Origin of the sequence: Catellatospora methionotrophica (genome assembly GCF_011297335.1) — a bacterium.
GTDB classification, from domain to species: Bacteria; Actinomycetota; Actinomycetes; order Mycobacteriales; family Micromonosporaceae; genus Catellatospora; species Catellatospora methionotrophica.
Map to the genome: position 1 here is coordinate 83,634 of NZ_JAAOTJ010000004.1, position 26,808 is coordinate 110,441.

General features: G+C 71.7%; 27 protein-coding genes. 13 read left to right on the forward strand and 14 right to left on the reverse strand.

Annotated features, from left to right (window positions below):
- Nucleotides 1-10: 10 nt before the first annotated feature.
- Nucleotides 11-796, reverse strand: a complete 786-nt coding sequence (locus tag HAV40_RS12980) for a deoxyribonuclease IV (RefSeq protein WP_166381223.1) — start codon at nucleotides 794-796, stop codon at nucleotides 11-13.
- Nucleotides 797-977: 181 nt separating this feature from the next.
- Between HAV40_RS12980 and HAV40_RS12985 the strand changes: the two genes are divergently transcribed.
- The 5 genes from HAV40_RS12985 (at nucleotide 978) to rplI (ending at nucleotide 3,832) form a co-directional block, all read left to right on the forward strand.
- Nucleotides 978-1,814, forward strand: coding sequence for a hypothetical protein (locus tag HAV40_RS12985; protein WP_166381224.1), 837 nt, complete (start codon nucleotides 978-980; stop codon nucleotides 1,812-1,814).
- 354 nt (nucleotides 1,815-2,168) lie between these two features.
- Nucleotides 2,169-2,459, forward strand: a complete 291-nt coding sequence (gene rpsF / locus HAV40_RS12990; RefSeq protein ID WP_120317645.1) for a 30S ribosomal protein S6 — start codon at nucleotides 2,169-2,171, stop codon at nucleotides 2,457-2,459.
- A 98-nt stretch (nucleotides 2,460-2,557) separates the two neighbouring features.
- Nucleotides 2,558-3,076 (forward strand): single-stranded DNA-binding protein, encoded by a 519-nt coding sequence (locus HAV40_RS12995; protein ID WP_166381225.1) that lies wholly within the window; start codon nucleotides 2,558-2,560, stop codon nucleotides 3,074-3,076.
- 52 nt (nucleotides 3,077-3,128) lie between these two features.
- The gene (gene rpsR, locus HAV40_RS13000) at nucleotides 3,129-3,368 is read left to right on the forward strand and encodes a 30S ribosomal protein S18 (RefSeq protein ID WP_120317647.1); all 240 of its coding nucleotides are present in this window, start codon (nucleotides 3,129-3,131) and stop codon (nucleotides 3,366-3,368) included.
- Between the two features lie 14 nt (nucleotides 3,369-3,382).
- Nucleotides 3,383-3,832 carry a 50S ribosomal protein L9 gene (gene rplI, locus HAV40_RS13005; protein ID WP_166381227.1) on the forward strand — a complete coding sequence of 150 codons (450 nt, stop codon included), beginning with the start codon at nucleotides 3,383-3,385 and terminating at the stop codon, nucleotides 3,830-3,832.
- 128 nt (nucleotides 3,833-3,960) lie between these two features.
- Here rplI and HAV40_RS13010 read toward each other — a convergent pair whose 3' ends face one another.
- Entirely contained in the window at nucleotides 3,961-5,406 is a 1,446-nt protein-coding gene (locus tag HAV40_RS13010) for a vWA domain-containing protein (protein WP_166381228.1), read from the reverse strand.
- Nucleotides 5,407-5,575: 169 nt separating this feature from the next.
- Nucleotides 5,576-6,238, reverse strand: coding sequence for a hypothetical protein (locus HAV40_RS13015; RefSeq protein WP_166381229.1), 663 nt, complete (start codon nucleotides 6,236-6,238; stop codon nucleotides 5,576-5,578).
- Nucleotides 6,239-6,532: 294 nt separating this feature from the next.
- Here HAV40_RS13015 and dnaB point away from each other — a divergent pair, with 294 nt between their 5' ends.
- Genes dnaB through crcB (HAV40_RS13035) form a run of 4 tightly spaced genes read left to right on the forward strand, consistent with a single transcriptional unit; the run spans nucleotide 6,533 to nucleotide 9,059 of the window.
- Complete coding sequence (gene dnaB / locus HAV40_RS13020; RefSeq protein WP_425549765.1) at nucleotides 6,533-7,960, forward strand: replicative DNA helicase; 1,428 nt, start codon at nucleotides 6,533-6,535, stop codon at nucleotides 7,958-7,960.
- 13 nt (nucleotides 7,961-7,973) lie between these two features.
- On the forward strand, nucleotides 7,974-8,369 hold the full coding sequence (gene crcB, locus HAV40_RS13025; protein ID WP_166381231.1) for a fluoride efflux transporter CrcB: 396 nt from the start codon (nucleotides 7,974-7,976) through the stop codon (nucleotides 8,367-8,369).
- The gene (locus HAV40_RS13030; protein ID WP_166381232.1) at nucleotides 8,351-8,674 is read left to right on the forward strand and encodes a DUF190 domain-containing protein; all 324 of its coding nucleotides are present in this window, start codon (nucleotides 8,351-8,353) and stop codon (nucleotides 8,672-8,674) included. The genes crcB (HAV40_RS13025) and HAV40_RS13030 overlap by 19 nt, the downstream gene beginning before the upstream one ends.
- A 22-nt stretch (nucleotides 8,675-8,696) precedes the next feature.
- The gene (gene crcB / locus HAV40_RS13035; protein WP_166381233.1) at nucleotides 8,697-9,059 is read left to right on the forward strand and encodes a fluoride efflux transporter CrcB; all 363 of its coding nucleotides are present in this window, start codon (nucleotides 8,697-8,699) and stop codon (nucleotides 9,057-9,059) included.
- Here crcB (HAV40_RS13035) and HAV40_RS13040 read toward each other — a convergent pair.
- Nucleotides 9,041-10,348, reverse strand: coding sequence for a glycosyltransferase 87 family protein (locus tag HAV40_RS13040; protein WP_166381234.1), 1,308 nt, complete (start codon nucleotides 10,346-10,348; stop codon nucleotides 9,041-9,043). The genes crcB (HAV40_RS13035) and HAV40_RS13040 overlap by 19 nt on opposite strands.
- A complete protein-coding gene (locus HAV40_RS13045) occupies nucleotides 10,345-12,456 on the reverse strand; it encodes a bifunctional diguanylate cyclase/phosphodiesterase (RefSeq protein WP_166381235.1) in 2,112 nt (703 codons plus the stop codon). Before HAV40_RS13045 ends, HAV40_RS13040 begins: the two co-directional genes overlap by 4 nt.
- A gap of 303 nt (nucleotides 12,457-12,759) precedes the next feature.
- Between HAV40_RS13045 and moaCB the strand changes: the two genes are divergently transcribed.
- Genes moaCB through HAV40_RS13060 form a run of 3 tightly spaced genes read left to right on the forward strand, consistent with a single transcriptional unit; the run spans nucleotide 12,760 to nucleotide 15,392 of the window.
- Nucleotides 12,760-13,773 (forward strand): bifunctional molybdenum cofactor biosynthesis protein MoaC/MoaB, encoded by a 1,014-nt coding sequence (moaCB, locus tag HAV40_RS13050; protein ID WP_275413462.1) that lies wholly within the window; start codon nucleotides 12,760-12,762, stop codon nucleotides 13,771-13,773.
- A gap of 9 nt (nucleotides 13,774-13,782) precedes the next feature.
- Entirely contained in the window at nucleotides 13,783-14,973 is a 1,191-nt protein-coding gene (locus HAV40_RS13055; RefSeq protein ID WP_166381237.1) for a molybdopterin molybdotransferase MoeA, read from the forward strand.
- Entirely contained in the window at nucleotides 14,970-15,392 is a 423-nt protein-coding gene (locus tag HAV40_RS13060; RefSeq protein WP_166381238.1) for a molybdenum cofactor biosynthesis protein MoaE, read from the forward strand. The genes HAV40_RS13055 and HAV40_RS13060 overlap by 4 nt, the downstream gene beginning before the upstream one ends.
- A 78-nt stretch (nucleotides 15,393-15,470) precedes the next feature.
- Here the strand turns inward: HAV40_RS13060 and HAV40_RS13065 are convergent, their stop codons facing one another.
- From HAV40_RS13065 to HAV40_RS13075, 3 genes are all read right to left on the reverse strand, one after another.
- Complete coding sequence (locus tag HAV40_RS13065; RefSeq protein WP_166381239.1) at nucleotides 15,471-16,907, reverse strand: glycosyltransferase 87 family protein; 1,437 nt, start codon at nucleotides 16,905-16,907, stop codon at nucleotides 15,471-15,473.
- Between the two features lie 312 nt (nucleotides 16,908-17,219).
- Nucleotides 17,220-17,741 (reverse strand): DoxX family membrane protein, encoded by a 522-nt coding sequence (locus tag HAV40_RS13070; RefSeq protein WP_166381240.1) that lies wholly within the window; start codon nucleotides 17,739-17,741, stop codon nucleotides 17,220-17,222.
- A 10-nt stretch (nucleotides 17,742-17,751) separates the two neighbouring features.
- Complete coding sequence (locus tag HAV40_RS13075; protein ID WP_166381241.1) at nucleotides 17,752-18,231, reverse strand: LppU/SCO3897 family protein; 480 nt, start codon at nucleotides 18,229-18,231, stop codon at nucleotides 17,752-17,754.
- 54 nt (nucleotides 18,232-18,285) lie between these two features.
- On the opposite strand from HAV40_RS13075, the gene HAV40_RS13080 reads away from it, so the two are divergent.
- On the forward strand, nucleotides 18,286-19,038 hold the full coding sequence (locus HAV40_RS13080) for an A24 family peptidase (protein ID WP_166381242.1): 753 nt from the start codon (nucleotides 18,286-18,288) through the stop codon (nucleotides 19,036-19,038).
- Nucleotides 19,039-19,143: 105 nt separating this feature from the next.
- Here HAV40_RS13080 and HAV40_RS13085 read toward each other — a convergent pair whose 3' ends face one another.
- From HAV40_RS13085 to HAV40_RS13110, 6 genes are all read right to left on the reverse strand, one after another.
- Nucleotides 19,144-19,752 (reverse strand): response regulator transcription factor, encoded by a 609-nt coding sequence (locus HAV40_RS13085; protein ID WP_166381243.1) that lies wholly within the window; start codon nucleotides 19,750-19,752, stop codon nucleotides 19,144-19,146.
- 114 nt (nucleotides 19,753-19,866) lie between these two features.
- Nucleotides 19,867-22,920 (reverse strand): UvrD-helicase domain-containing protein, encoded by a 3,054-nt coding sequence (locus tag HAV40_RS13090; RefSeq protein WP_166381244.1) that lies wholly within the window; start codon nucleotides 22,918-22,920, stop codon nucleotides 19,867-19,869.
- A 50-nt stretch (nucleotides 22,921-22,970) separates the two neighbouring features.
- The gene (locus HAV40_RS13095) at nucleotides 22,971-24,251 is read right to left on the reverse strand and encodes a metallophosphoesterase (protein ID WP_409364956.1); all 1,281 of its coding nucleotides are present in this window, start codon (nucleotides 24,249-24,251) and stop codon (nucleotides 22,971-22,973) included.
- A 16-nt stretch (nucleotides 24,252-24,267) separates the two neighbouring features.
- Nucleotides 24,268-24,516: a MoaD/ThiS family protein gene (locus HAV40_RS13100; protein WP_166381245.1), complete on the reverse strand. Its 249-nt coding sequence runs from the start codon at nucleotides 24,514-24,516 to the stop codon at nucleotides 24,268-24,270.
- Complete coding sequence (gene moaA / locus HAV40_RS13105; protein ID WP_166381246.1) at nucleotides 24,513-25,517, reverse strand: GTP 3',8-cyclase MoaA; 1,005 nt, start codon at nucleotides 25,515-25,517, stop codon at nucleotides 24,513-24,515. The genes HAV40_RS13100 and moaA overlap by 4 nt, the downstream gene beginning before the upstream one ends.
- Nucleotides 25,518-25,766: 249 nt before the next feature.
- Complete coding sequence (locus HAV40_RS13110) at nucleotides 25,767-26,660, reverse strand: fructosamine kinase family protein (protein WP_166381247.1); 894 nt, start codon at nucleotides 26,658-26,660, stop codon at nucleotides 25,767-25,769.
- Between the last annotated feature and the right edge of the window lie 148 nt (nucleotides 26,661-26,808).

Sequence of the window (26,808 nt, forward strand, 5' to 3'; positions counted from 1 at the left end):
AGGTTCCCCTCTACTGCTGTGCGCGCAGGTACGCGATGTCGGCGGACTGGCCCTCCACCCCGCCGGGCGTCTCCACCACGGCGGGCGCGCCGGCGGCGCGCACGACGGCGGCCACCAGCTCGGGGTCGATCATCCCGGGTTCAATGCTCTTGACTGTCAGATTGTCGTGCCGATCGCGGCCGGAGTCGAATCCGTCTCGCGATCCGTTCGCATGCACCAGGTCGATGCGCCCGGTGATGGACTTCACCCGGTCGACGATGTCGAGCAGTTCCTCGCCGCCCGCGTGGGCGTGGCAGGTGTCCAGGCAGAAGCCGACGTTGAAGTCGCCGACCGCGTCCCACAGCCGGGCCAGCTCGTCGAAGCGCCGCGCGCAGGCGTTGTCGCCGCCGGCGGTGTTCTCGATCAGGACCCGGACGGGCAGCCCGCCGTCGTCGTGGGCCTTCTGCAGCGCCTTGCGCCAGTTGTCGATGCCGACCGCGACGTCCTCGCCCTTGTTGACGTGCCCGCCGTGCACGATGAGGCCGCTGGCGCCCACCGTGGCCGCCGCGGCGGCGTGCTGGCCGAGCAGTTTGCGGCTGGGGATGCGGATCCGGTTGTTGGTCGATGCGAGATTGAGCACATAGGGGGCGTGCACGAAGATCTCGACCGAACTGGCCCGCAGCGCGTCGGCGTCCGGCCGCGCCTCCGGCGCCTTCCAGCCCTGTGGATCGGCGAGGAAGAACTGCACGACGTCGGCGTTTCGCGCGGTCGCCTCAGCTAGTGGATCTTCATAATCGACGTGAGCCCCGATAAGCATTCGACCAGTATTACCGCTCCGCTCCGCACGCGCTCGGGTCGCGAGCGCAACCGGAGCCGGTTTGTTGCGTTGATTTCTATGCCGCACCGTGCTCCCCCAGCCGGGGACCTTGCGGGGCGTGCCTCCTCGCCCCCCGCGAGGCGACCAGATCCGGGGCGCACGCCCCAAGGGGAGATGCGCAATGTCGTACGCCATCCGTCGGCGAGCCGCGGCCTTCGCGGCGGCCGGCCTTCTCGCTGGCCTGCCGTTGCTGGGTGCGGGCCAGGCGATGGCCGCCGAGCCCGAGGCCGCGCCCGGCGTCAGCTTCGACGGCGGCGGTCTGGGCCTGCTGCTGTGCGGCTCGAAGCCCGCCACCGCCAAGATCACCGTCCCTGCCGAGTCCAAGGTGCGGCTCACCAACGGGCTGGGCCAGGGCGCGACGCTGCAGATCGACGGCAAGGACAGCGCGGCGGTCGCCGACGGCGAGACGGTGGAGGTCCAGTTCCACCGGGGGCCGGTCAAGGTCGCCATGGTGCCCGAGTGCCTGCTGAACCTGAACCCGACCTTCGAGCCGCTGACCGTGGACGTGGTGAACCGCTCGACGTCCACCCCGCCGAGCAGTGGCAACAGTGGCGGCGGTCAGGGCAGCGGGTCGACGCCGAGCAAGAAGCCGTCGGCCAAGCCCAGCCCCACCAAGGGTGCGAGCCAGTCGTCCGGCGGCAACCGCCAGACCAGCCCCGCCGGGTCGCCGGACAACACCGACGAGACGGTGGACGTGCCGGACCCTTCAGGCGCCCCGCTGTTCGAGGAGCCGCCCGTGGCGGGTGCCGACGGTGAACCCGCGCCCGAGGAGTCGCCGAACGGCTCGGTGGTCGGCAGTTCGAACAAGATCGAAACGCGCGACGCGAAACTGGTTTCATCCGACAAGGGTCCAATCGGACTTCTAGCAATTATCGCGACAGTGTGTGTCGTTGGTGTCGCAGCCGGGGCAATCCGCGCTATTATCGCTCAGCGAGCAACTCGGGCAGAGTTCGCGTAGAATATTAAATACTCCGCGGGGCGTCTCTCTCCAACATCGTCGGTGTGGTCGTTCCTCCCCAGGTCCCACCCAGCAGTTCGGATAGAGCGCCCCGCGGTCCTCCTCACGAGACGCGGCCACCGGATCCCCGGCGGCCGCGTCTTCTTTCGTGTGTCCAGATCCCGACCCGCGTGGCCCGCCGGGGACGGCGGCGGCGAGGGCGGGCGGCCGACCAGGTAACATGGTCGGGTTCCGTGTGCCGCGGGCCTATCCCGCGGCATTCGCATGGAACGACGCAGACCTCCTGCTACGGACAGTCCGTAGCCGAAGGGGCCGGTCACCGGCCCCGCCAAGCCCATAGGAGGTGAGTACGTCTTGCGTCACTACGAAGTAATGGTGATCCTCGACCCCAGTCTCGAGGAGCGCACCGTCGCCCCGTCCCTGGACACGTACCTCAACGTGATCCGCACGTCGGGTGGTTCGGTCGAGAAGCTCGACGTGTGGGGCCGTCGCCGGCTCTCGTTCGAGATCAACAAGAAGGCCGAGGGCATCTACGCCGTCATCGACCTGCAGGCCACGCCTGCGGCCGTTGCCGAGCTGGACCGCCAGCTGCGACTCAACGAGTCCGTGCTGCGCACCAAGGTCATCCGTCCGGAAGTTCGCTGACCTTCCCGACACCCGCGTTGCCCGGACCACTTCACGTGTGCTGTCGCATCCCTGTGGGAACCTTTGCGGCAGAACAAATGTGAACCGAGGAGAAGGTCATGGCTGGAGAAACCACCATCACGGTCATCGGCAATCTTGTCGACGACCCTGAGCTGCGCTTCACCCCGTCGGGTGCGGCTGTGGCGAAGTTCCGTCTCGCTTCGACCCCCCGCACGCTGGACCGCGCGTCCGGCGAGTGGAAGGACGGCGAGCCGCTGTTCCTGTCCTGCAACATGTGGCGGCAGATGGCGGAGAACGTAGCCGAGTCGCTGCAGAAGGGCTCTCGCGTCATCGTCTCCGGACGGCTGCGTCAGCGGTCGTACGAGACGAAGGAAGGCGAGAAGCGCACGGTCTACGAGCTGGAAGTCGACGAGATCGGCCCGTCGCTGCGGTATGCCACGGCGAAGGTGCAGAAGATGTCGCGTTCCGGCGGCGGCGGCGGTGGGGGCTACGGCTCCGGCTCCAGCGGCGGCGGCAACAACTCCGGCGGCGGCGGAGGCTTCTCCGACGACCCGTGGGCGACGGCTGCTCCCGCAGGCGGTTCGGGTGGCAATTTCGACGACGAGCCACCGTTCTGACAGGTGACCGTGCACGGTCCCCGGTCAGTGGAAACAGACTGAGGTAGAGATCATGGCGAAGGCTGCGGCCCTGCGCAAACCGAAGAAGAAGGTGAACCCGCTCGACAAGGAGGGGATCACCTACATCGACTACAAGGACACCGCGCTGCTGCGCAAGTTCATCTCCGACCGCGGCAAGATCCGCGCGCGACGGGTGACCGGCGTTACCACGCAGCAGCAGCGGCAGATCGCTCGGGCGGTCAAGAACGCCCGCGAGATGGCGCTCCTGCCGTACACCACCACCGGTCGCTGAGAGGAGGGCACCTGATGAAGATCATTCTTACGCACGAGGTGTCCGGTCTCGGCACGCCCGGTGACATCGTTGAGGTCAAGGACGGCTTCGGCCGTAACTACCTGCTCCCCCAGGGTTTCGCGATCCTGTGGACCAAGGGCGCGGAGAAGCAGGTCGAGTCGATCAAGCGGGCCCGCGGGGCCCGTGACGTTCGCGACCTGGGTCACGCCAACGAGATCAAGGCGCAGCTCGAGGGCCTGAAGGTCACCCTGTCGGCGCGCGCCGGCCAGGGCGGCCGCCTGTTCGGCTCGGTCACCGCGAACGAGGTCGCCGAGGCGGTCAAGTCCGCTGGTGGCCCGGCGCTGGACAAGCGCAAGATCGAGCTGCCGACGGTCATCAAGTCGACCGGCGGCTACACGGTGCAGATCAAGCTGCACTCGGACGTGACCGCCAAGTTCAACCTGAACGTGGTCGCCTCCAAGTAACCCGTCACACCGCAGAAGACCCCCGGACCACCAGGTCCGGGGGTCTTCTGCGGTTTCGGGGAAACCGCGGTCACATCGCGTTCGATTCCAGCACTTTCCCCGAAACCGATGGCCCCGACTCGTCCTGATCAGGACAGGCGCTGGGCGCGGTTGACGAGGTCGGCGAGGTCGTCGACGGCGCGTTCGTCCAGGCGGCCGGCCGCCTCGTCGGCGATCTTCGCGAGGTCGGCCAGGTTCACGTCCCGGGAGCCGTCACCGCCGCGCAGCGCCACGGCGAGGAACGCCGCCGCGTAGCACACCCGCAGCCGCACGTCGGCAGCCGCGAAGTCCGCGGACAGGTCGCCGACCGCGACCGACTCGTACGCCTCGGACGGCTGCTTCGTGGCCGGGTCCAGCCACCGCACCCGCACCTCCGCCACCCGGCCGCTCGCCTCGGGCTTCAGCCGCACCAGGTAGAGGGCGGTCACCGCGTGACCCGGTCCGACCTCGCCGCCGTCGACCTTGTCGTTGCGGAAGTCGTCGTCGGCGACCTGGCGGTTCTCGTACCCGATGAGCTCGTACGACGCGACGGTCTTGGTGTCGAACTGGACCTGCGCCTTGGCGTCCATCGCCCGCAGGTCCAGCGTGGCGGGCAGCCTGCGGACGAAGATGTCGCGGGCCTGGCGGCGCTCGGACACGTACACCACGAAGCCGTCACCGCGGTCGGCCAGCTTCTCCATCAGCTCGTCGCCGTAGTCGCTGCCGACGCCCACACCCAGCAGCGCGATCTGCTTGTCGGCCTCCTCGCGGACCTGGCGCAGCATCCGGTCGGCGTCGGTGGTGCCGGTGTTGGCCAGGCCGTCGGACAGCAGGATGACCCGGTTGCTGTACCCCTCCCGGAACCCGTCGCGCGCCGTCCGGTAGCCGGTGACCAGCCCGTCGCCGAGATTGGTACTGCCACCGGCCTTCAGCGAGTCGATGGCGGCGTGCAAACGCTCCTTCTCCGACACCCGGGTCATCTCGCGGACCAGCTTGGCCTTGTCGTTGAAGGTCACGATGGCCACCGCGTCGGCGGGCCGCAACTGGTCGACGAGCGTATGCAGGGCGTCCTGCACCAGGCCGAGGCGGTCGGGGTCGTCCATGGAGCCGGACACGTCGATGACGAACGTGAGCGCGGCGTTCTTGCGCTGCTCGCTGTCCTCGCCGCGGGTCTGCAGGCCGACGCGCAGCAGCCGGGTCTCGCGGGAGGCCTCGTGCGAGGCGGGCAGCCGCGAGCCGTCCACGTGCACCGCGAAGCCGTCGCCCTTCGGCTGCGGGTAGTGCTGGTCGAACGCGTTGACGAACTCCTCGGGGCGCACCGTGTCCGGGTCCGGGCGGCGGCCGTCGCGCAGGCGCCCGGCGGTGTAGTCGTACGAGGCGGTGTCGATGTCGAGGGCGAACGTGGACAGGTCGTCTCTGGAGGGGTGCTGTGGGCCCGTCTCGTTCTGCGCGCCGTCGCCGCGCGGGTGTGGGGCGCTGTCCGGCGCGCGGTCCGAGCCGCACGCGGTCAGGGCCAGCAGCGTACAGAGCACGACGGCGGAGCTCTTCAGTCTCATCGGGGCCTCCCGTGAAGCCGGTCCGGGCCGGATGATTCCGGCCGGGTCGGATACCGGACTTCATAGCAAGCGCATTGATGATCATTTACCGCATCTGTGGCGCACCTGAGATGAAAGCGGAACCGGTCGTGACCAAACCGTGCGCTCGCCGTGATGTAGGCAGAATGCCTCAGATGATGCTGAGCAGGACCGTGGTCGCGCCGCCCGCCACCACGGCCGAGCAGAATCCGATGGTGGCCGGTCGCCAGCTGTCGCTCGCCCAGCGCAGCACCGCCGCCATGGCCAGCGCGCCGAGCAGCGCCAGGCCCCAGCGCGGGGAACCGGCGATGAGATCACCGAGCGCGGCCGAGCGGGCCGACTCACAGCCGCCGAGCCCGGCCGCCACGCAGGCCGCGTCGGGTTCGCCGGACAGCAGCAGGGCCCGCACGATCAGCACGAGCAGCGGCACGGCGTAGAAGCCCGACGCCCACAGCAGCGCGGTCCAGTAGTCGCGCTCGGTGCGGTGCGGCTCCTCACGGCGGTCGCCGTAGCCGGTGCGCACCTCGGGGGTGTCGGTGAGGTTGTCGGGCCAGCGGTCGTCGTAACCGTCGTAGCTCTCACCGGTGACGTAGGTGTGGAAGCCGGCGTCGGCGGCCTGGCCGTAGTCGTTCGCGTGGCCGTAGTCCGCGGCCGAGCCCGAGTCGTCGGCGGTGCCGTACCGGTCGACGGCGTTGCGCTGCCGGGGGATGGTGGGGTCCGCCGGACCCGGCCAGCCGCCAGCTCTGACGTTGGGTGCACCGTGCTGCGGCGCTCCCCAGCCGTCGCCCTGCGCCGGCCACTCCGGATATCCCACGGTGGGAGCCTGGCGGAGACCGATATCCCAGGCAATCCCCCGAACCGGCGAGAATCGGCAGATGGCGATCTTATGGCGTACGCCACGCCGAGGTGAAAATCTTGGAAAGAATCTTGTTTGCACAGGCTGTGTGGAGAGAAACAGCAGCTCAAGCGGTTATCCACAGGCTGTGGGGGAAAGTTGTCCACAGTCTGTGCACAGGGTCCCCCACAGGCCTGGGCGGGTTGTCCACAGGTTGCCCCCAGCCTCATCCACCGAGGTGTTTGTGCGGGGTGATTCACGCGCCTAGGGTCAATCGAATCGGGTTCTGAGGGAGGCGCCGTGACATCGGTCGGGGACGGCGTACGCGGGCAGTTCACCGCGGTCCAGGCAGCCCCGGCGGCCGAACAGGTGCCCTTCGAGAAGACTCCCCCGCAGGACGTGGCGGCGGAGCAGTGCGTGCTCGGCGGCATGCTGCTGTCCAAGGACGCCATCGCCGACGTCGTCGAGATCCTGCGGGCCAACGACTTCTACCGCCCCGCCCACTCCACCGTCTTCGACGCCGTGCTCGGCCTCTACGGCCGCGGCGAGCCCGCCGACGCGATCACCGTCGCGGCGGTGCTGGAGAGCGCGGGCGACCTGGCCCGCATCGGCGGTGCGCCGTACCTGCACACGCTCATCTCGACGGTGCCGACCGCGGCCAACGCCTCCTACTACGCCCGCATCGTCAGCGAGCGCGCCGTGCTGCGCCGCCTGGTCGAGGCCGGCACGAAGATCGTGCAACTGGGCTACGGCTCGGCGGCGGGCTCCGGCCGCGACGTCGACGACGTGGTCGACCTCGCCCAGCAGGCCATCTACGACGTGACCGAGCGCCGGGTCAGCGAGGACTTCGCGATCCTGGCCGACATGATCCAGCCGACTCTCGACGAGATCGAGGCGGTGGGCGCGGCCGACGGCAGCATGCGCGGCGTGCCGACCGGCTTCAGCGACCTGGACCGCCTCCTCAGCGGCCTCCAGCCCGGCCAGCTGATCATCGTGGCCGGGCGACCTGGCTTGGGAAAGTCAACGGCGTCAATGGATTTCGCCCGGCACGCTGCGGTTCGAGCCGACATGGCGAGTGCGATCTTCTCGCTGGAAATGTCGAAGACCGAGATCGTGATGCGTCTGCTGTCGGCCGAGGCGCGGGTGCCGCTGCATGTGCTGCGCTCCGGGCAGCTGTCCGACGACGACTGGACCAAGCTCGCCCGCTGCATGGGCGAGATCTCCGAGGCGCCGATCTTCGTCGACGACACGCCCAACATGAACCTGATGGAGATCCGGGCCAAGGCGCGCCGCCTCAAGCAGCGGCACAACCTGAAGCTGATCGTCGTCGACTACCTCCAGCTGATGAGCTCGCCGAAGAAGACCGAGAGCCGCCAGCAGGAGGTCTCCGAGCTGTCGCGTGGCCTGAAACTGCTGGCCAAGGAGGTCGAGTGCCCGGTGATCGCGGTCAGCCAGCTGAACCGTGGCCCCGAGCAGCGCACCGACAAGCGCCCGCAGCTGTCCGACCTTCGTGAGTCGGGCTCGATCGAGCAGGACGCCGACGTCGTGATCCTGCTGCACCGCGACGACTACTACGACAAGGAGTCGCCGCGCGCGGGCGAGGCGGACTTCATCGTGGCCAAGCACCGTAACGGCCCCACCGACACCATCACCGTCGCCGCGCAGCTGCACTTCTCGCGCTTCGTGGACATGGCGATCTGACCGCAGGCCCGGCATGGTGCGCAGGCAGTGGGACGTGCTCGCGGTGATCTCCGCGGGCGGCGTGCTCGGCGCGCTGGCCCGCTACGCGGTCAGCCGGGCGCTGCCGCCCTCCCCCACCGGGTTCCCGTGGGGGATCTTCCTGGTCAACGTCACCGGCTGCATGCTGATCGGGGTGCTGATGGCGCTGGTCGCGCACGTGTGGCCGGGGCGGCGGCTGCTGCGGCCGTTCCTCGGCACCGGCGTGCTGGGCGGGTACACCACGTTCTCCGCCTATACCGTCGACATCGTGCGGTTGGCCGACGCCGGAGCGGCCACCGTCGCGGCGGCGTACCTGGTGGGCACGCTGCTGGTCGCGTTGCCGGCGGTGTACGGCGGGATGGTGGTGACCAGATGGCTGGTACGACGGTGAACGGCCTGCGGCTGACGGTGCTGGTCGGGGAGGGCGACCGGTGGCGGCACCGCCCGATGTACACCGAGATCGTGCACCGGGCCCACGCGGCGGGGCTGGCCGGGGCGTCGGTGCTGCGCGGCGTAGAGGGGTTCGGCACGCACTCGCGCATCCATACCGACCGGTTGCTGTCGCTGGCCGAGGAGCTGCCGATGATGGTCGTCATCGTGGACGCCGAGGAGCGGGTTCGCGGCTTCCTGCCGCAGCTCGCCGAACTGAGCCTGGAGGGGCTGGTCATGCTGGACCCGGTCGAGGTCGTGCGGTGAGCGGGCGCAGCGAGCAGCGGCGATGACCGTCCTGCTGGTGGCGCTGGGCGCCGCCGTCGGCGCGCCGCTGCGCTACCTGGTGGACCGGGCGGTGCAGGCCCGGCACGACGCGGTCTTCCCGTGGGGCACGTTCACCGTGAACGTGGTGGGTTCGTTCCTGCTCGGCCTGCTGACCGGCGGGGCGCTGGCCGGGGTCGTGTCAGGTGAGGTGTCGGCGCTGGTCGGCACCGGGTTCTGCGGCGCGCTGACGACGTACTCGACCTTCGGCTACGAGACGGTCAAGCTCGTCGAGGCGGGCGCCTTCGGGCAGGCTTTCGCCAACGTCGCCGTCAGCGTGACGACCGGCGTGGCCGCCGCCGCGGCCGGTTACGCCCTGACCGTCTGACCGGGTGGTGCCGGGCGCAGCGGGAGCGACCAGAGGGCGAAGGCTGCCGGGTAGAGCAGGTAGCCGAAGCGGGTGGCGGGCATCAGCATGATCGCGATGAGCAGGCCGGTCGCGGTGATCAGGGCCGCCGCACCGGCGTCGCGGGGTGGGCGGCGCAGCAGCCACAGACCGACGGCCAGGCCGCCGAGCAGCAGCAGCGCCAGGGCCACCAACCGCCCGCCGGGCACGTGCTGGGCGATGAGGTAGCCGAGCAGCGGTGAGGCGGCCGGGCTGGTGACCAGGCCGTGGCCGGTCGGGAAGAGGACCACGTTCTCCAGGAACGCCCTCGGCTCGACCAGCAGCGCCGGGAGCAGGGTCAGCACAGGCAGCCCGGCGGCCCCGGCGGCATACCGGCCACCGCGCCCGCGCACGAGGGCGTACGCGCCGAGCACCAGGGCGATCGGCCACGCCAGCAGTTTCATCGCCGCGGCGGCGCCCACCGCGACACCGGCCCAGCCGAACCGGTCGCGGGCGGCGAGCGCGAACGCCAGCAGGCACAGGGCCAGCACCGGCAGGTCGTCGCCGCCGGTGGCCAGGGTCAGCGCGCACAGCGGGAGCACGGTCGCGGCCTGCACGGCACGTACCAGCAGTGCGTCGCGCGAGGCGGTGCCGTCGCGCAGCAGCCGCGCGGCCAGCGCCACGGCGAGCGCGGTGACCAGCGCGAACCAGATCCGGGCGTCGGTCCACCAGGCGTCGCCGAAGACCGCGCGGGGCAGCCCGAACACCGACATGCCCGGCTGGTACGGCGTGTAGCCGAGCAGCGGGTCCGGCAGCGCGGCGATGCCGTCGCGCCCGAGGTAGGGCGTGCCGCTGTCAAGCAGCCGGTGAGCTGACGCCTCGACGACGAGCACCTCCTCCTGCGCCCGCCCGCTCGCCCCGCCCGCGCGCGCCACGGCCTGCGCGACGAGTGGCACGAGCGTGACCGCCACCCACGTTCCCGCGACGACCCACGCGCGGGTGACCGGATCGGCGCGGCGGCGCAGCGCGAGCTGGAGCAGGACGGCGAGGGCAGCGGCGGCGTAGCCCCAGACGGCGACCGCGCCCCAGGCGCGGTGGGAGGTCAGCGTTGACGAGGTCGCGGTGAACCAGGCGAACAGCGCGGACAGCGCGTACAGGCCGAGGTCGGCGGCTAGCCCGTGCGCGGCGCGGTCGACCGACCGCCAGATCCGGCCGGGCGCGCTGGGCACGCCGTCGGCCCCGGGGAACGCGGCGGCGTCGTGCGCCGCCGTGCCGGTGATCTGCTCGCTCATGCCGTGGAGTCTGACACCCGCTCGCCGCCGCCCGTGCCGGTGGTCCGGGAGATCCGGCCGGGGTTGCGCTTGGCGGGCATCCGGACGACCGCGGTCGGGTCGTGCAGTGGATCGGCCAGCCGGACCGGGCCGTCGTCGGCGCTGACCAGGGCGAGCACCTCGTCGAGGGGCATCGGCTTGGCGAACAGGTGTCCCTGCCCGGCGGTGCAGCCCAGGTCCCACAGCATGCGCCGCTGGCTCTCGCGCTCCACGCCCTCGGCGACGACCAGCAGGTCGAGATGGCGGCCCAGCTCCAGGTGGGAGCGGACCACGGCCGCGGCGCTGGGCGTGTTCTCCATCTGCATGACGAACGAGCGGTCGATCTTCAGTTCCTTGGCGGGCACCCGGGACAGCACCGACAGCGAGGAGTATCCGGTGCCGAAGTCGTCCAGCGCGATCATGCCGCCGACGACGAGCCGGGCCCGGTCGGCGGTGTCGTTGTCGGGGGCGTACGAGGCGACCGAGCATCCGGTCCGCTTGGCCTGGTACATCGCGATGTCGGCACGGCGCAGCAGCTCCACGAAGCCGCCCTCGCTCGGGGCGGTGGCCACCCCGGCGCTGGCGGACACGACCAGCGGCATGCCGTCGACGTCGACGGGTTCGTGCAGCGTGGAGAGCAGGTGCTCGGCCTGGTACAGCGCGAGCGCGGGCGCGGGCAGCTGGCGCAGCAGCACCGCGAACTCGTCGCCGCCAAGCCGGGTGACCAGCGCCTCGGGACCCGCGGCCGCGGACAGCCGCTGCGCCACGGCGATCAGCACCTGGTCGCCCGCGGCGTGTCCGAGGGCGTCGTTGACGTCCTTGAAGTGGTTGAGGTCGAGCACCAGCAGCGCGGTCACGCCCCGCCCGCCGCGGCGGCGGTCGAGGGCGTCCTCGGTGTCCAGCTGCAGTCGCCGCCGGTTGGGCAGGCCGGTGAGCAGATCGTGGGTGGCGTCGTGCTGATGCTGTCCGGCCAGGTGCTCCAGCTGGGCGTACGAGGTGGCGTTGCGGATGGCGGTGCAGAGCGCGCCGGCGAACGCCCGCAGCGTGAACTGCTCCCGCTCGGACAGCGCGACCGGGGCCTGGAAGCACAGGCGCAGCTCGCCGACGCGCTCGCCGTCGTTGTCCCCGACCAGCGCGACGACGGCCGTGGTGTCGGGGTCGACGGTGCCCTGGTCGGGCGCCGCGTGGTAGGTGATCTCGCCCTGGCTGCCGCGGACGAGCTGCTGCGCGCCGTCCAGGGATACCTCGATCTCGACCCGGTCCGCGGAGAACAGCCGTGCTCCGTTGTGGACCGCCGTGTGCAGCACGGTCTCCATCTGCACGACGTTCATGGCGTCGGTCGCCTCGGCCAGCTGCTGCCAGGCCAGGCGTTCGGCGCGGGCGCGCAGCTTGCCGCGGTAGGTCAGCTGGAGGCTGAGCACGATCGCCGGGATGGCGATGAGCAGCTGCGGCTCCTGGGACAGCACGGCAAGGGCGAGCACCGCGACGGCGAACCGGACGACCGCGGCGATGACGCGCAGGTCGAGGTGGGCCAGGAAGCGGTCTCGGGCGCGGGTCCGGCTGGCGAGTGCGATGACCGGCGTGACCAGGAGTTCGTCGGCGAGGAAGGCCGCGGCGAACGCGATGGCCAGCAGCTGGAGGTGGGCGAGGGGTTCGGTGGCCACGCTGCCGTTGATGTTGACGATCAGTGCGGCGATCGCGCACGTGATGGTCTGCTTGGCCACCGCGAAGGCGAACTTCAGCGGACCGGGCTGCGGGCGCTGGATCACCTTGACGATGAAGGTGCCCGCGGTGGCGCAGATGATCGCCCAGTGCACGGGCAGCAGCACGGCGGCGACGAGCAGGGCGGCGTCGGCCCAGTGCACCGACTGCAGGTTGGACCGGATGCGGACGTGCACCTGGGCCAGGGAGGTGAGCGTCACCAGCCCGGTCAGTGCGACGACCTGCATGAGCTGGTCGAAGGCGGCCGGATGGAGCACGGCGACGGTGACGGCCGCGAGCAGCACGAGGGCGGCCGAACACGCAACGAGACCGACGAGCAGGCGTAGCTGCCGGTCGGTCTGCTGCGAGGATGATCTCTGGCCGGTCACATCGGACTTCTTCCGTCTAGAGACAGATCGTCGTGAGTGCCGACAGCCTATGCGATTTTCAGTTCCAGTCGGTGGTACGCATCTGCGCCTCCCTTAGAAGCATCCCCGCGCTTGCCAAGTTCTGATGCAGAGCGTAGTTTCTGCACGGTCGATTTCTAGTAGAGGGTTCACATTTCAAATAACTGTGGCGATTTATCACGATTAGTGGTGAGTCGCCTACGCGCTGTGTTCACTTCCAGTCTTCGCCCAGCAAGCAACTAGGCTCATGTCGTGACAGAAGGAACGCCAGCCCCCTCACCTCATCTGACTCATGTGGATTCTCGCGGCGAGGCGCGGATGGTCGACGTCGCGGGCAAGGAGATCACGCTGCGTGCCGCCGTCGCGGCGGGACGTGTGGTCACCACGCGTGACGTGCTCGACCTGCTGCGCGGGCGGGGCGTGCCGAAGGGCGACGCGCTCGGCGTGGCCCGGCTCGCCGGCATCATGGCCGCCAAGCGCACTCCCGATCTCATCCCGCTGTGCCATCCCATCGCCATTCACGGCGTCACGGTGGACCTCACCGTCACCGACGACGGTGTCGACATCCGGGCGACCGTCCGCACCGCAGACCGTACCGGTGTCGAGATGGAGGCTCTGACCAGCGTCGCCGCGGCCGGACTCGCGCTCATCGACATGATCAAAGCGGTGGATCCTGCGGCGTCGATCGACGGCGTGCGGGTGCTGCGCAAGGAGGGCGGCAAGACCGGCCTCTGGGAACGCGAAGCCATGCCCGCGCTTTCCCGGCAGAGCCCCGCGCCAAACCTCACGGGGCCTGACACCGGGCCGCCCCGGGTCGTGGTGATCGTCGCGTCGACCCGCGCGGCCACCGGGGTGTACGAGGACCGGGGCGGCCCGCTGCTCGCCGACGGGCTGCGGGCCTTCGGCTGCGAGGTGGGCGACGTCGTCGTGGTGCCCGACGGCGCACCCGTACGCGAGGCGCTGCGCGCGGCACTGGACACCCGCCCCGACGCGATCGTCACCACCGGCGGCACCGGGATCAGCCCGACCGACCGCACCCCGGACATGACCCGTGAACTGCTCGACTACGAGGTCCCCGGCATCGCCGACGCGGTACGCGGCAGCGGCGCGACCCCGCTCGCGGCGCTCTCGCGCGGCGTCACCGGGGTGGCCGGGCGGACCCTCGTGGTCAACCTGCCCGGCTCGACCGGCGGGGTGCGCGACGGGCTGACCGTGCTGGCCCAGGTGCTGCCGCACGCCGTGGAACAGCTGCGCGGCGCGGACCATCCGGCCTCGGCCACCCGAGGCACCGAGGTCTAGGGTCGAATCATGTCGACCGCTCCTGAGGACTGGGTTTCGGCGCGGCGCGCCGTGCACGCGGCGGGCTGGCGGGCGCAGCTCGCCCCGGTGACCGTCCCGCTGGCCGAGGCCGACGGGCTGACCCTGGCCACCGCGCTGGCGCCGCGCAGCGATCTGCCCGCGTTCCCGACGTCGAGCGTCGACGGCTGGGCGCTGCGCGGCCGGGGCCCGTGGCGGATCACCGGCCGGGTGCTGGCAGGCAGTGTGCCCGCGCCGCTGACCGGTGACGGCGTCGCGGTCGAGATCGCGACCGGGGCGATGGTGCCCGAGGGGACCGAGGCGATCCTGCGGGTCGAGCACTCCACCCGCAGCGGGGACCTGGTCGACGGCACCCCGAAGACCGAGCAGGAATGGCGGATGCCCGGCGAGGAGGCCCGCGCCGGAGAGCCGCTGCTGCCCGCCGGCACGCCGGTCACCCCGGCGGTGATCGGCTTGGCCGCGTCCTGCGGGCACGACACGCTGCCGGTGCGCCCCGCGCCCCGCGCCGCGATGCTGGTCTTCGGCGACGAGCTGCTGACCTCGGGACCGCCCGCCGACGGGCGGATCCGCGACGCGCTGGGCCCGTCGGTCCCGGCGTACCTGCGGCGGCTGGGGGTGGCCTGCCGGCCCGCGACCCCGCCGATCAAGGACACGCTCGACGCGCACGTCGAGGCCCTGCGGACGGCCCTGGACAGCGGTGTCGACCTGGTCTGCACGACCGGCGGCACGATGCACGGCCCCGTCGACCACCTGCACCCGGCGCTGACCGAGCTCGGCGCGGCGTACGTGGTGAACACCGTGGCGGTGCGCCCCGGTTTCCCGATGCTGATCGCCGCGATCCCGCACGGTGGGCGGCCCCGGTTCATCGCCGGGCTGCCCGGCAACCCGCAGTCGGCCGTGGTGGCGCTGGTGTCGCTGGTCGTCCCCCTGCTGGCCGGGCTGGCAGGGCGGCCCGAGCCGACCCTGCCGCGGGTCACCCTGGGCGAGCCGGTGCCGGGCCGCGGCGACTACACCCACCTGGCGCTGGTACGGATCGACCCGGTCGACGGCCTGGCCCGGCCGGTGTCCCACGTGGGCTCGGCGATGCTGCGCGGCCTGGCCGGCGCGAGGGGGTTCGCGGTCATCCCGCCGGGGGCCAGTGGCCGCGCCGGTGACGAGGTCGAACTGGTGGAGGTCCCGTGAACCGCGTCGTCTGGCTTGAACTGACCACGGACGCCCTGGATGTGGCGCAGCACGAGGCTGCCGTGGCCGACCCCCGCGCGGGCGCGGTGGTGAGCTTCGCGGGGGTGGTCCGCGACCACGACCATGGCCGGTCCGTGGCCACACTCACCTACGAGGCGCATCCGAGCGCGGTCGACGTGCTGCGCGAGGTCGCCCAGGAGCTGGCCGACGATCCCGACGTGTACGCGGTCGCGGTGTCCCACCGGTTCGGCCCGCTGAAGATCGGGGACGTCGCGCTGGCCGCCGCGGTCTCCACCGCGCACCGCGCTGCGGCCTTCAACGCGTGCGCGCGGCTCGTCGACCTGGTCAAGCAGCGCCTGCCCATCTGGAAGCACCAGACCTTCACCGACGGCACCGACGAGTGGGTCAACTGCCCCTGACGCCGCCGCGTCCTGCTGCGAAAACAGGGAAACTGCTGCCTCCCGTACGCCGGAGGCAGCAGTTTCCCTGTTTCGGTGTCAGTGCTCGGCCGGTGCGCCCGCGGTGGCGGGAGCGGGGGCCGGGGTGTCGGTGCGGCGGGTGACCGGGAGCGGGCGGGCGACGGGCACGCGCTGGGGCGTGGTGCCGCCGAACGCGGGCTCGGCGCCGGGTCGCGACGGCAGCGCCGCGACCAGCACGATCAGCGCGATGGCCAGCGAGTTCTCGGCCAGCATGCCGAACAGCCCGTCGGCGTAGTGCGACACCGCCGGGGCCTGGTGCTCGTACGGCCAGATCGGCGAGATCAGGAACAGCAAGTAGAGCCCGATCGCGGCGCCCGCGTGCCGTGCGCCGACCAGCGCCGGGAACCAGATCGGCTCCCGCAGCCCCGGCGTGGACCGCCCGCGCGCCGCCAGCCCGCGACCGGCCGCCCGGCGGCGCAGCGCCTGGTCGGCGAGCGCGATGACGGCGGGCACGACCCAGACCAGGTGGTGCGTCCAGGAGATCGGGCTGACCACGTTCGCGGTCAGGCCGACCAGGGTGAACGCGATCAGCTCGTCGCCCTCGGAGTGTGCCGCCGCGGCGCGGGTCAGCCCGACCGCGAGCAGCACCAGCGCGAACGCGATCCAGAGCGGGCTGGGCGCGGTCGCGGTGTCGTACAGCCGCGACAGCAGCCCGGCCAGGGACTGGTTCGGCGTCATGTCCGCCACGCCGACCCGCTCCGTCTGGAAGATCACGCTGCCCCAGTACAGGGCCGACTCGTGCGGGACGATCACCCAGGCGGCGGCGGTGGCGACCAGGCCGGAAGCGGTGGCCGTGAGCGCTGCTCGCCACTGCTTGCTGACCAGGAAGTACACGATGAACAACGCGGGCGTCAGCTTGATCGCCATGGCGATGCCGACGCCGACGCCCGCCCAGCGCCAGCCGCGGCGCAGGGCCACCAGGTCGGTCATGATGAGCGCGAACAGCAGCAGGTTCACCTGTCCGAAGCCGAGCGTCTCGCGCACCGGCTCGATGGCGGCGAACAGCGGCAGCGCGACGGCGACGGTCATCCAGCGCGGCCAGCCGCACCGGTCGGCGACCGGGATCAGCAGCGCGGCCAGCACCATGCCCAGCGCGACCAGGCCGAAGACCATGTTGAACAGTCCCGCGGCGGACGGTGTGAGGGCGGCCATCGGCAGCATCAGCAGCGCCGCGAACGGCGGGTACGTGAACCCGAGGGTCGTGTCGGGAGCGATGAACTCGTACAGCTCGCCGCCGCCGCTCCACCACACCACCGCGCCGTGATAGATCTTCATGTCGAAGAAGTCGTACCACCGTCCGAAGTTCTGCTCCGTCACCCAGGCGGCGTAGCAGATGGCGGCGACGATGCCGACTCGGACGAGCGTGCGACGATCCCACTGCGGGGATCTCCAGTCACGGATGAAGCGGGGGATCCTGGTGAGGCGGGGCTGACTGCCAACGCCGGGTGCCGGCATGGCGTCGCCACCTCCTTCAAGGGGTCGGGTCTCGGCATCGTCGCGCGGCGACGATCCTCGGCCGGGCCGTTCGTGTCTGCTGAGCAGCCTAGAACGGCGCACCACTCCAGTACCTCCCGTGTTACCCGACCGTGTCCGATCCCACACGACTTTGCGACATTTCTAGCTGGTTAACGCAGCCTGCGAAGTTAAGGTGATTGGCGTCACACCATCACCTCTGGCTGGGAAAACGCACTCTCTGTATGTCGCAACGGCACAGCGGGGAACGAAGAAACGCCGATGTCCGGCCCCTCCCCGTGCTGCGTACCCGCATCAACCGAGATGTAACTGTTCCGTCGCCTTCTGCTGTGCCTTGCGCAGCGACTTCTGGGCCGACTTCTGCGCGTGGTGAACGGCCTTGCGCCCGCGCCAGCCGAGGCTGGGCGAACCGGCCGTGTCGACGGCGGCCAGTAGCAGGCCGGCCAGCAGCCCGAGGTTCTTGGCGAAGTGCACCAGCTCGTCGTTGCGCCGCTCAGGGTTCTCGATGCGCCAGAACGGGTGCCCGACCAGCGTGGCCGGGATGAGGGTGCCCGCCAGCAGGGCGGCGGCGGGCCGGGGCGCGGTGCCGGTGGCCAGCATCGCCCCGGCGACGACCTGCACCCCGGCGTTGACCCGGACCAGGGTCTTGGTCTCGGTGGGCAGTCGCGAGTCCACGGCTTCCAGCAGGGGCACGACCTGCTCCGCGAGAGGCTCCGCCTTGACGGCGTACCGGTCGGGTTTCAGCAGCGCCTGCGCCCCGGCGGCGATGAACAGGCCGCCGAGCAGGGCGCGGGCTACCCCTCGTACTGGTCTCATACCGCCATTATCAGGGACGTTCGCCCATGCAAAGGACGAAATCCAAACCCTCCAGCTCACTGTCGAAGAAGTAGTGGTACCGGTAGTTCTTCACGTCGGCGCACTCGCCCGTGTCGCTGGTGGCGTCGAATCGCGCCAGCACCTCCAGGGCGCCGGGCGAGCATTCGGTGAGCACCAGCTCGGGGTCCTTCTCGGTGCCCTGGTTGGCCACGCAGTCACCCGGCTGGGCGAACCGCGCGGTGCGCGGCGGCCCGGAGGGGGTGGCCGTGGCGACCGGGATCGGCGGGGCGTCGGCGCCGAAGGGGTTCGGCACGATCTTGAGCACGACGAGTACGCCGATGAAGATCAGCAGAGATGCCAGCAGCAGCGCGATGCCGATGATCGCGGGGCCTCGGCCGCCCATGCGCGGCCGGGGTGGCGGCTGCACGATCGGCAGCAGCTCGGTCGGCTGCGCCAGGGGCTCGGACGGGTATCGGTCAGGGGTGTGCAAAGCGGGGCTCCGCGGGGACGAGATCGGGGTGCGTGCCAAGGTACCGTGCGCGACATGCCCCTCGATTCCTCCATCCCGATGTTGTCGGTGACCGCGGGTGCAATCCTGGGCGCGCTGACCCCCCGGGTGGCGTATCGGCTGTCGGTGGCCTGGGGCGAGCCCACGCTGACCGGCTGTGCGCAGTGCGGTGGACCGTTCGCGGCGGGGCGGGCCGGGTGGTGGGCGTTCGCGGCCCGGTGCGCCTCGTGCGGTGTACGCCAGGGGCCGAGTCCATGGTGGACGGTGCCGGTGGGCGCGCTCGCGGCCGGGGCGACCGCGCTGAGCCTCGCCGGGAAGGGCTGGGCGCTGGCCGCCGGGCTGCTGCTCTGCGCCACCGGCGTGCTGCTGGCGGCGATCGACCTGGCGGTGCAGCGCCTGCCCGACCCCGTCGTGTGGCGCCTGGCCGTGGCCGTCGCGGCACTGCTGGCGATCGCGGCGGCGACCGGCGGCGGCTGGTCCGCGTACGCCCGCGCCCTGGGCGGAGGGGCGGCCCTGCTGGCCGCCTACGGCCTGCTCGCCCTGCTGACCGGCGGCCAGTTCGGCCTCGGCGACGCGAAGGTGGCGGGCGTGGCCGGCCTGCTGCTCGGCTGGATCGGCTGGCCCGCGGTCCTGGCCGGCGGCATGTTCGGGCTGTTCCTGAACGGCCTCACCGCGATCGTCCTGCTCGCCCTGCGCCGCGTGACCTGGCGCGGTTCCCTCCCCATGGGCCCCGCCCTCCTCACCGGTTTCCTCCTGGCCCTGCTCGCCACAACCCTCCCCCTCGACTAGAAGGAAGGGCACCTTCCCATCGCCATACGTGGTGGAAGGGCCCCTTCTCAAGGCTGCAAGGGTGCTGAGCCGGGGCGCAGCCTGCGGAGGCAGGTGTCGACCGGCTCAGATCAGGAACAGCCGGGCTGCGGCCTGCAGGGCCTGGGTGCGGTTGTGCACGCCGAGCTTGTCGTAGAGCCGCGCCACGTAGGTGCGCACCGTCGACTCGGTCAGTCGCATGCGCACCGCGATCGCGGCCAGGCTGCCACCGGTGCTCAGCTGATGCAGGATCTGCTCCTCGCGCGGGCTGAGCGCGGTGGACCGGGTCCGGCGGCGGGCCATCGCCTCGGCGAGGTTGGGCGCGGTGAACGAGGCCGGGGCCGCCGCCGCGTGCCGCACCGCCGACATCAGCAGCTCGACCGGCGCGGTACGGGGCAGGTATGCCGACAGCCCGGCCTGCAGCGCCTGCAACAGCAGCCCGTCCTCGGTGGGCCCGGTGAGCACCAGCCCGAGCTGCGGACGGACGGTGCGCAGCTCGGCGGCCAGCTGCAACCCGCCCTGGCCGGGCACGGCGACGTCGATGCTGACCACGTCCGGATCGAGCGTGCCGAGCAGGTCGCGGGTCTCCTCCCCGGTCGCGGCCTGACCGATCAGGTCGATGTCCGGAGAGGCCGCGCAGGCGGCGCCGTATCCCAGCCGCACCAGCGTGACAGGGTCAACCGCGATCAGCTTCACCGGCAAAGGGGACTCCTCGTGACGCCGCGGACACTTCCGTCCTACTGAGCGTCGCCGGACGCGCCGGTGTCACTGCCCTGTCACCGCGCTCGGCCGTTCGGTCGTCCCCGCTGGTCACATGAGGCGGAGCTGCTGGTCCCGGGGTCGTCGCGGGGTCAGATCGCCGAGCTGCTCCAGCAGTCCCGCGTCGACGGCCTGCAGGAACGGCGTCGGGCGGCAGTCCCGCTCGCTGCCGTAGCGGACCCGCCGCGCCGCGTGGCTCAGGTAGAGCCGCCGCTGCGCCCTGGTCAGGCCGACGAAGAACAGCCGCCGCTCCTCGGCGACCTCGGCCTCGGTCGGCGCGGAGCCGGGGAAGCGCAGCGGCAGCAGGCCGTCCTCGCACCCGGCCAGGAACACCACCGGGAACTCCAGGCCCTTGGCCGCGTGCAGGGTGAGCAGGGTGACCGCCTCGGCGCGCGGGTCCAGCGCGTCGACCTCCGCGCCGGTGGCCACCTCGCCCAGGAAACGCTGCAGGTCCTGCCCGCAGCGCAGGGCCAGCGGGGTGAGCAGGTCCACGGCGGCCCACACCTCGTCCGGTTCGGGTGAGCCGCCGCCCAGCGCGGGCCGTTCGATGAGCACCTTCGCGGTCAGCTTCAGCCGTGCCGCGACCGAGCCGGTCAGGCCGGTGGCCAGGCGCAGCTCGGCCAGCAGGGTGTTGACCCCGGCGCGGCTGCGCAGCCGGTCGTGCGAGCGCTTCTGCACCGGCACGCCCGCCCGCGACAGCGCGTCGACGATCGCGGCGGCCTGCGCGTCGGTGCGGTACAGCACCGCGATGTCGCTGAACGACACCGTCGTGCCCGTCACGCCGCGCACGTCGGCCTTCGTCCGGTGGGACACGCCGCCGACCAGCTCGTCGACCTTGCGGGCGATGAACGCGGCCTCGTCGGCGGGGCTGCTCGCGGCGTACTGGCCGATCAGTGCCGCCTCCGGGTCGACCTTGGCCGGGTCCAGGCGGCGGCCGGGCACCAGCGAGCTGGGCGCGATGGCCTGCACCGCGGCGGCCAGGATCGGCGCCGACGAGCGGTAGTTGCGGGTCAGCCGCACCACCCGGGCGTCCACGAAGTCGCGGGAGAACTGCAGGAAGAACGACACGTCCGCGCCGCGGAACGAGTAGATGGCCTGGTCGGGGTCGCCGATCGCGCACAGGTTGCCGTCGCTGGGCACCAGCAGCCGCAGCAGCGCGTACTGGTCCGGGTCGACGTCCTGGTACTCGTCGACGAACACCCACGGCCAGCGCGAGCGCAGCTTGTCCTGCAGCGACGGCTGCGCCTTGAGCAGCGTGACCAGGCGCGGGATCAGCTCGTCGAGGGTGACGCCCTCGTCGCCCGGCTCGTCCGCGACGATCAGGTCCGGCTCCTGCTCGCGCAGCAGCGACAGGGCCAGCGCGTGGAACGTCGACACGGTGACGTCCTCGGCGACCGGGCCGAGCAGCCCGCGCAGCCGGTGCCGCAGCTCCTCGGCGGCCCGCCGGGTGAACGTGATGGCCAGGCAGTCCTCGGGGTAGACGTTCATCTCAGCGCACAGGTACGCCAGCCGGTGGGTCAGCGTGCGGGTCTTGCCCGTGCCCGGACCGGCGACGATCAGCAGCGGCCCGCCCGGCGCCGACGCGGCGACACGCTGCATCGCGTCGAGCCGGTCCAGGAGCCCGGTGCCGACCTCCTCCATCCCGGCGAGCATCGGCTCGAACGGTTCGTGCGGGGAGGGCTCCGGCGGCAGCGGCGGCGCGGAGACCGGTTTGGTACGGCGTACCGCAGGCTTGCTCGCGGCCTGCTTCGGCGCGCGGGCCTTGCGCGGTGCCGGTGTCACCGGTGCGGCGGGCAGGTCGAACAGGGTGTCCGCCGTGTCCTGCGGGCGCAGCTCGCCCGGCTCGAACAGCCGGATCACGCCGTACTCGCCGTCGTAGCCCGGCACCCGGCTCACCTGCCCGGCCCGCAGCCGCCGCAGCGCCTCGCCGAGCAGCTCGCCACCGGCGGCGGCGACCTCGGCGATCGGCGCTTCCATGAGGATGGACAGCTCCGAGCCCAGCGCCGCGACCAGCGCGTTCACCCGGCCCTCGACGGTGCGGGTCTTCGGGCCGACACCCTCCAGCTCGCCGACGATCTCCGGCAGCTGCACCAGGTGGGTGACCGGGCGGGCGTTCGGCGCGGGCGTGCCGGCGGGCCGGTCGGCCAGCGCCTCGACCCGGGCCAGCACGCCGATGGTCAGCGGCCGCTCGCACACCGGGCAGATGCCACCGGTGGCGCGGGACTCGGCCGGGGTCCAGTTGACGCCGCAGTCACGATGCCCGTCCCCGTGGTACTTGCCCTCCTCGGGGAAGAACTCGATCGTCCCGGCCAGGCCGGGCGCGCCCGCGAGCGCGGCCTTGAGCGCGTGGTAGTCCAGCGCGCAGTCGAACCGGGTCGCCTCCCGGGCCAGGGCCTGCGGCGAGTGCGCGTCCGAGTTCGAGACCAGGGTGTACCGGTCGAGGCTGGACACCCGGTGGTTCATCGCCGGGTCGCTGGACAGGCCGGTCTCCACTGCGGTGATGTGCTCGGCGAGGTCGGCGTAGCAGTCGGCGATCGCGTCGAAGCCCGACTTGCTGCCCAGCGCGGAGAACCACGGCGTCCAGATGTGCGCGGGCACCAGGTACGCGTCCGGGCTCGCCTCCAGGGTGATCTCCAGCAGGTCGCGGGAGTCCAGGCCCAGGATCGGGCGGCCGTCGCTGGCCAGGTTGCCGATCCGGCCCAGCCGGTCGCGGAAGCGCTGCGCGGCTTCGAGGTCCGGCAGGTAGATGAGGTGGTGCACCTTGCGGGTGCGGTCGCCCCGCTTGTAGATCGTGGAGATCTCGGAGCTGAGCATGAACCGGGCGGGCTCCCCCGCCGCCAGCCGCGCGGGCAGCCGCTGCGAGACGCCGCGCTCGGCCTCGGGCGACAGCCGGAACAGGCCGGGCTCGGCCTCGCGCAGCGAGTCGCGCAGGTGCTCGTACCAGGCGGGGTGGGTGACGTCGCCGGTGCCGAGCAGGGCCACGCCCTTGCGCCGTGCCCACCAGGCCAGCGTGGGCAGATCGAGGTCCTTGCTGCACGCGCGCGAGTACCGCGAGTGGATATGCAGATCAGCAGTCCAGACCGGGGGCACGCAGCATCCTGACATGTTCGACGGGTCCGGCGGCACCCGCCACGCGCGTCAGTGAGAGTTGTTACCTACATCGCGCGCAGTTCGACCAATGTGATATCCGGCGGTGCGCCGACCCGCACCGGCGGGCCCCAGAACCCGGCGCCGTTGGTCACGTACACCTTCGTGCCGTCGACCTCGCCGAGCCCCGAGATGACCGGCTGCTGCAGGGCCGCGATCAGGTTGAACGGCACCATCTGACCGCCGTGGGTGTGCCCGGACAGCTGCAGGTCCACACCGTGCTTCGCGGCCTCGAACGCCTGGATCGGCTGGTGCGCCAGCAGCACCACGGGCTTGCCCGGGTCGCGGCCGTCGAGCGTCTTGGCGAAGTCCGGACCGCCCTCGCCGAGGTCGCCGCCGCTGACGTCGTTGACCCCGGCCAGGGTCAGCCCCCGGATGTCGAGCCGCTCGTTCTGCAGCGGCCGCATGCCCAGGCGGTCGACCTCGACCAGCCACTCCTCGGCCCCGGAGAAGTACTCGTGGTTGCCGGTGACGAAGTAAGCGCCGTCGCGCGAGCGCAGGTCGGCCAGCGGCGCGGCCTCGTCGCCCAGCTCTTCGACGGTGCCGTCGACCAGGTCGCCCGCGACGGCGATCAGGTCGGGGCTCAGGCCGTTGATGGAGCGCACGATGCGGCGGCTGTGCTCGACACCGGTCAGCGGGCCCAGGTGGATGTCGCTGACCAGGGCGATCTTGTAGCCGTCCATGCTGCGGGGGAGCTTGGCGAGGGGGATCTGGACACGCTTGAGCACCGGGTCGCCGAGCGCCGTCTTCACGCCGTACGCGGTGATGCCGGTGGCGGTCAGCCCGGCGAAGATCGCCGCGCTGCGCGCGATGAGCAGCCGTCGGCTCGGGTCGGCCGGTCCGGCGACCTCGGCCGGGCTCTCAGCGGCCGGGGGCAGGCCGGGCTCGGCGAGCATGGTCTGCGATGCGGCGGACCCGGTGCCGGCGGGGGCGGTCGCGGCGTCGTGGCTGGTGGCCGGGGTACGGTCGGCGGCCGGGCGGCGGGCCCAGGTGCGGTTGGCGATCACCCGGGGGATCTCCAGCACCAGCAGCGTGACCAGCAGGTAGAACAGGACGGCCAGCCACATGTAGCCGACCAGCGGGATGACCCAGGACGCCTTCGCGCCGACCGCCCGCGGCACGATGAACGCCGCCAGCAGGGCGACCGCCAGCGCGATGATCGCGATCCCGCCGATCCGGCGGCCGCGCTTCGTCGTGGTGGTGTCCTTGACCAGGCGCTTGTACAGGTACCAGTGGATCGGGCCGACGACGATCAGCACCAGGCCGAAGAACATCAGCGCTTGCAGCACCACGGGGGTTTTCCTTTCACCCGCCGGCGAAGGGCGGGAGCACGTCCACGGTCACGCCGGAGGGAAGCGGCGCGCGGCGGTCGTGCCAGGCTAGCCCGTCAACCAGAAAGCTGGCTGAAAGCAGCACCCGGCCCAGACCGTCCCCGTGCGCGGCGCTGAGTTCCTTGATCAGCTGGGTGAGGTCCTGCCCCGCGGGCAGCTCCTCCTCGGTGACGCCCGCGGCCGCGCGGGCTCCGGCGAAGTAGCGAATCGTGATCACAGTCATCCCCCGATGGCGGACATGGGGCGTACAGGCTGGAGGAACTGCGGGTCGTCGATGCCGTGGCCGGGCAGCTTGCCCCACATCGCCGCCCGCCAGCGCACGGCGATCTCCTCATCATCGGCCCCACCGCGCAGCAGCTCGCGCAGATCGGTCTCCCCGGTCGCGAACAGGCAGTTGCGCACCTGGCCGTCGGCGGTGAGCCGGGTCCGGTCGCAGTCGCCGCAGAACGGCCTGGTCACCGAGCCGATCACGCCCACCTTCGCCGGGCCGCCGTTCACCAGCCAGGTCTCGGCCGGGGCGCCCGCCCGCTCGGCCGGGTCGGGGCTGAGGTCGAACGCGGCCTCCAGCGACGCCAGGATCTCGTCCGCGGTGATCATCTGGTCACGGCTCCAGCCGTGCTGGGCGTCGAGCGGCATCTGCTCGATGAAGCGCAGCTCGTACCCGTGCGCGAGCGCGAAACGCAGCAGCGCCGGGCCCTCGTCGTCGTTGATCCCGCGTAGCAGCACCGCGTTGAGCTTGACCGGGGTCAGCCCGGCCGCGGCGGCGGCGGACAGGCCGTCGATCACGTCGTCGAAGCGGCGGCGCAGCGCGATCGTGGCGAACCGGTCCGGGTCGATGGTGTCCAGCGAGACGTTGACCCGGTCCAGCCCGGCGTCGCGCAGCGGCGCGGCGAGCCGGGCCAGCCCGATGCCGTTGGTGGTCACGGACAGCTTCGGCCGGGGGGTGAGCGCGGCGCTGCCAGCCACGATGCCGACGATGCCGGGGCGCAGCAGCGGCTCGCCGCCGGTGAAGCGCACCTCCTCGACGCCGAGCCGGGTCACCGCGACGGTGATCAGCCGCAGCACCTCGTCGTCGGTCAGGATCTCCTGCTTGGGCAGCCAGGGCAGCCCTTCCGGGGGCATACAGTACGAACAGCGCAGATTGCACCGATCCGTCAGCGAAACCCGCAGATCCACGGCACGGCGTCCGTACCGGTCGATCAGGCCAGGCTCGACAGAGGTCACCCCACGAACCTATCGCGTCACAATCGAAATGCGGTGGCCCACCGTCACCTGGCAACGCAAGCTCAGCCGCAGGCGCGCGCTCATCCTGCGCGAGCACGCCTCGGCCCACCCCCCATCTCACGCCCCACCTGCCGCAACTCTTAAAGAGTCGCGGCCTCAACCGGTCCCCGAGGGCGCAACTCGTTAAGAGTTGCGCCGCGATCTTGGCGGGGGAGGCGGCGGTTTCGTGGAAAGGGCGGTGACGTTGGGTCAGGTGGTGAGGGGGAGGCAGGTGGTGGTGGTGTCGCGGACGCCCGGGGCGAAGGCCGCGCCGAAGAGGGCGGTGTGGAGGAGGTACATGGAGAGCTGGTGGAGGGGGACGCGGTCGGTCCAGCCGTCGGCGGGTGGCCAGGTCTCGGCGTACGAGGCGAGGATGCGGTCGAGGAACGGCGCGCCGCCCCACAGCCGCAGGTAGGCCAGGTCGGTCTCGCGGTGGCCGCCGTGCGCCGCGGGGTCGACGACCCGGCACCGGCCGTCGGCGCCCCAGAGCAGGTTGCCGGTCCACAGGTCGCCGTGGATGCGGGCGGGCGGCTCGTCGCCGCCGACGCGGTCGAGCCCGGCCAGGACCCGTTCCACGCGGGCCGCGTCGCCGGGCTCCAGCGCACCCCGGTCCACCGACAGCCGCAGGTACGCGGCCAGCCTGCGCTCGCCGTACCACGCGTGCCACGGGCCGGGGTGCGGTGTGTTGTCCATCGGCGCGGACCCGTGGAACCCCGGCCAGGGCGCGCCGAACGCGGTCGCCCCGGCGCGGTGCAGCCCGGCCAGTGCCCGCCCGAACTCCTCGGCCGCCGCTGCCGAGGGCTGCCCGTGCTCGATCCACGCCATGCCGAGCAGGTCCGGGGAGTCCACCAGCACCTCGGGCACCGCGACGGTGCCGGTCTCGGCGAGCCAGCGCAGCCCGTTCGCCTCGGCGGCGAAGAAGCCGTCCGGGGCCCGCCCCGCCGCCTCGGGCCAGGATTTGGTGAAGATCGACTCGCCGTCGTCGAAGGTCAGGCGGCTGGTGTGGCAGATCGAGCCGCCGTCGACGGGTGTCTCCCGGATCCGCTGATGGTGCAGGAAGGTCGGCAGCAGGTGCGGATGCGCGCGCAGGTAGGCCAGGTCCACGGGTCCCATTCTGGGCCGTCGCCCCGCATCCGCCTCGCGGGCGTGCCTCGGCGCGCCTCAGCCAGCCATTTCCCGGATCCCGCGCGGACAGGCCCGATCCCGCACCCCGACCGTCCGCGACCAGCGCCGTTCGGCATGGAGCCAGCCA

Bases quoted from the DNA above. Each gene is read 5' to 3' on its own strand.
- HAV40_RS12980 (WP_166381223.1), bottom strand. From the start codon at position 796: ATGCTTATCGGGGCTCACGTCGATTATGAAGATCCACTAGCTGAGGCG.
- HAV40_RS12985 (WP_166381224.1), top strand. From the start codon at position 978: ATGTCGTACGCCATCCGTCGGCGAGCCGCGGCCTTCGCGGCGGCCGGC.
- HAV40_RS13065 (WP_166381239.1), bottom strand. From the start codon at position 16,907: ATGCCGGCACCCGGCGTTGGCAGTCAGCCCCGCCTCACCAGGATCCCC.
- HAV40_RS13040 (WP_166381234.1), bottom strand. From the start codon at position 10,348: ATGAGCGAGCAGATCACCGGCACGGCGGCGCACGACGCCGCCGCGTTC.
- HAV40_RS13090 (WP_166381244.1), bottom strand. From the start codon at position 22,920: ATGTCAGGATGCTGCGTGCCCCCGGTCTGGACTGCTGATCTGCATATC.
- HAV40_RS13055 (WP_166381237.1), top strand. From the start codon at position 13,783: ATGTCGACCGCTCCTGAGGACTGGGTTTCGGCGCGGCGCGCCGTGCAC.
- crcB (WP_166381233.1), top strand. From the start codon at position 8,697: ATGACCGTCCTGCTGGTGGCGCTGGGCGCCGCCGTCGGCGCGCCGCTG.
- HAV40_RS13010 (WP_166381228.1), bottom strand. From the start codon at position 5,406: ATGAGACTGAAGAGCTCCGCCGTCGTGCTCTGTACGCTGCTGGCCCTG.
- rplI (WP_166381227.1), top strand. From the start codon at position 3,383: ATGAAGATCATTCTTACGCACGAGGTGTCCGGTCTCGGCACGCCCGGT.
- HAV40_RS13070 (WP_166381240.1), bottom strand. From the start codon at position 17,741: ATGAGACCAGTACGAGGGGTAGCCCGCGCCCTGCTCGGCGGCCTGTTC.
- rpsR (WP_120317647.1), top strand. From the start codon at position 3,129: ATGGCGAAGGCTGCGGCCCTGCGCAAACCGAAGAAGAAGGTGAACCCG.
- HAV40_RS13100 (WP_166381245.1), bottom strand. From the start codon at position 24,516: ATGACTGTGATCACGATTCGCTACTTCGCCGGAGCCCGCGCGGCCGCG.
- HAV40_RS12995 (WP_166381225.1), top strand. From the start codon at position 2,558: ATGGCTGGAGAAACCACCATCACGGTCATCGGCAATCTTGTCGACGAC.
- HAV40_RS13030 (WP_166381232.1), top strand. From the start codon at position 8,351: ATGGCTGGTACGACGGTGAACGGCCTGCGGCTGACGGTGCTGGTCGGG.
- crcB (WP_166381231.1), top strand. From the start codon at position 7,974: ATGGTGCGCAGGCAGTGGGACGTGCTCGCGGTGATCTCCGCGGGCGGC.
- HAV40_RS13080 (WP_166381242.1), top strand. From the start codon at position 18,286: ATGCCCCTCGATTCCTCCATCCCGATGTTGTCGGTGACCGCGGGTGCA.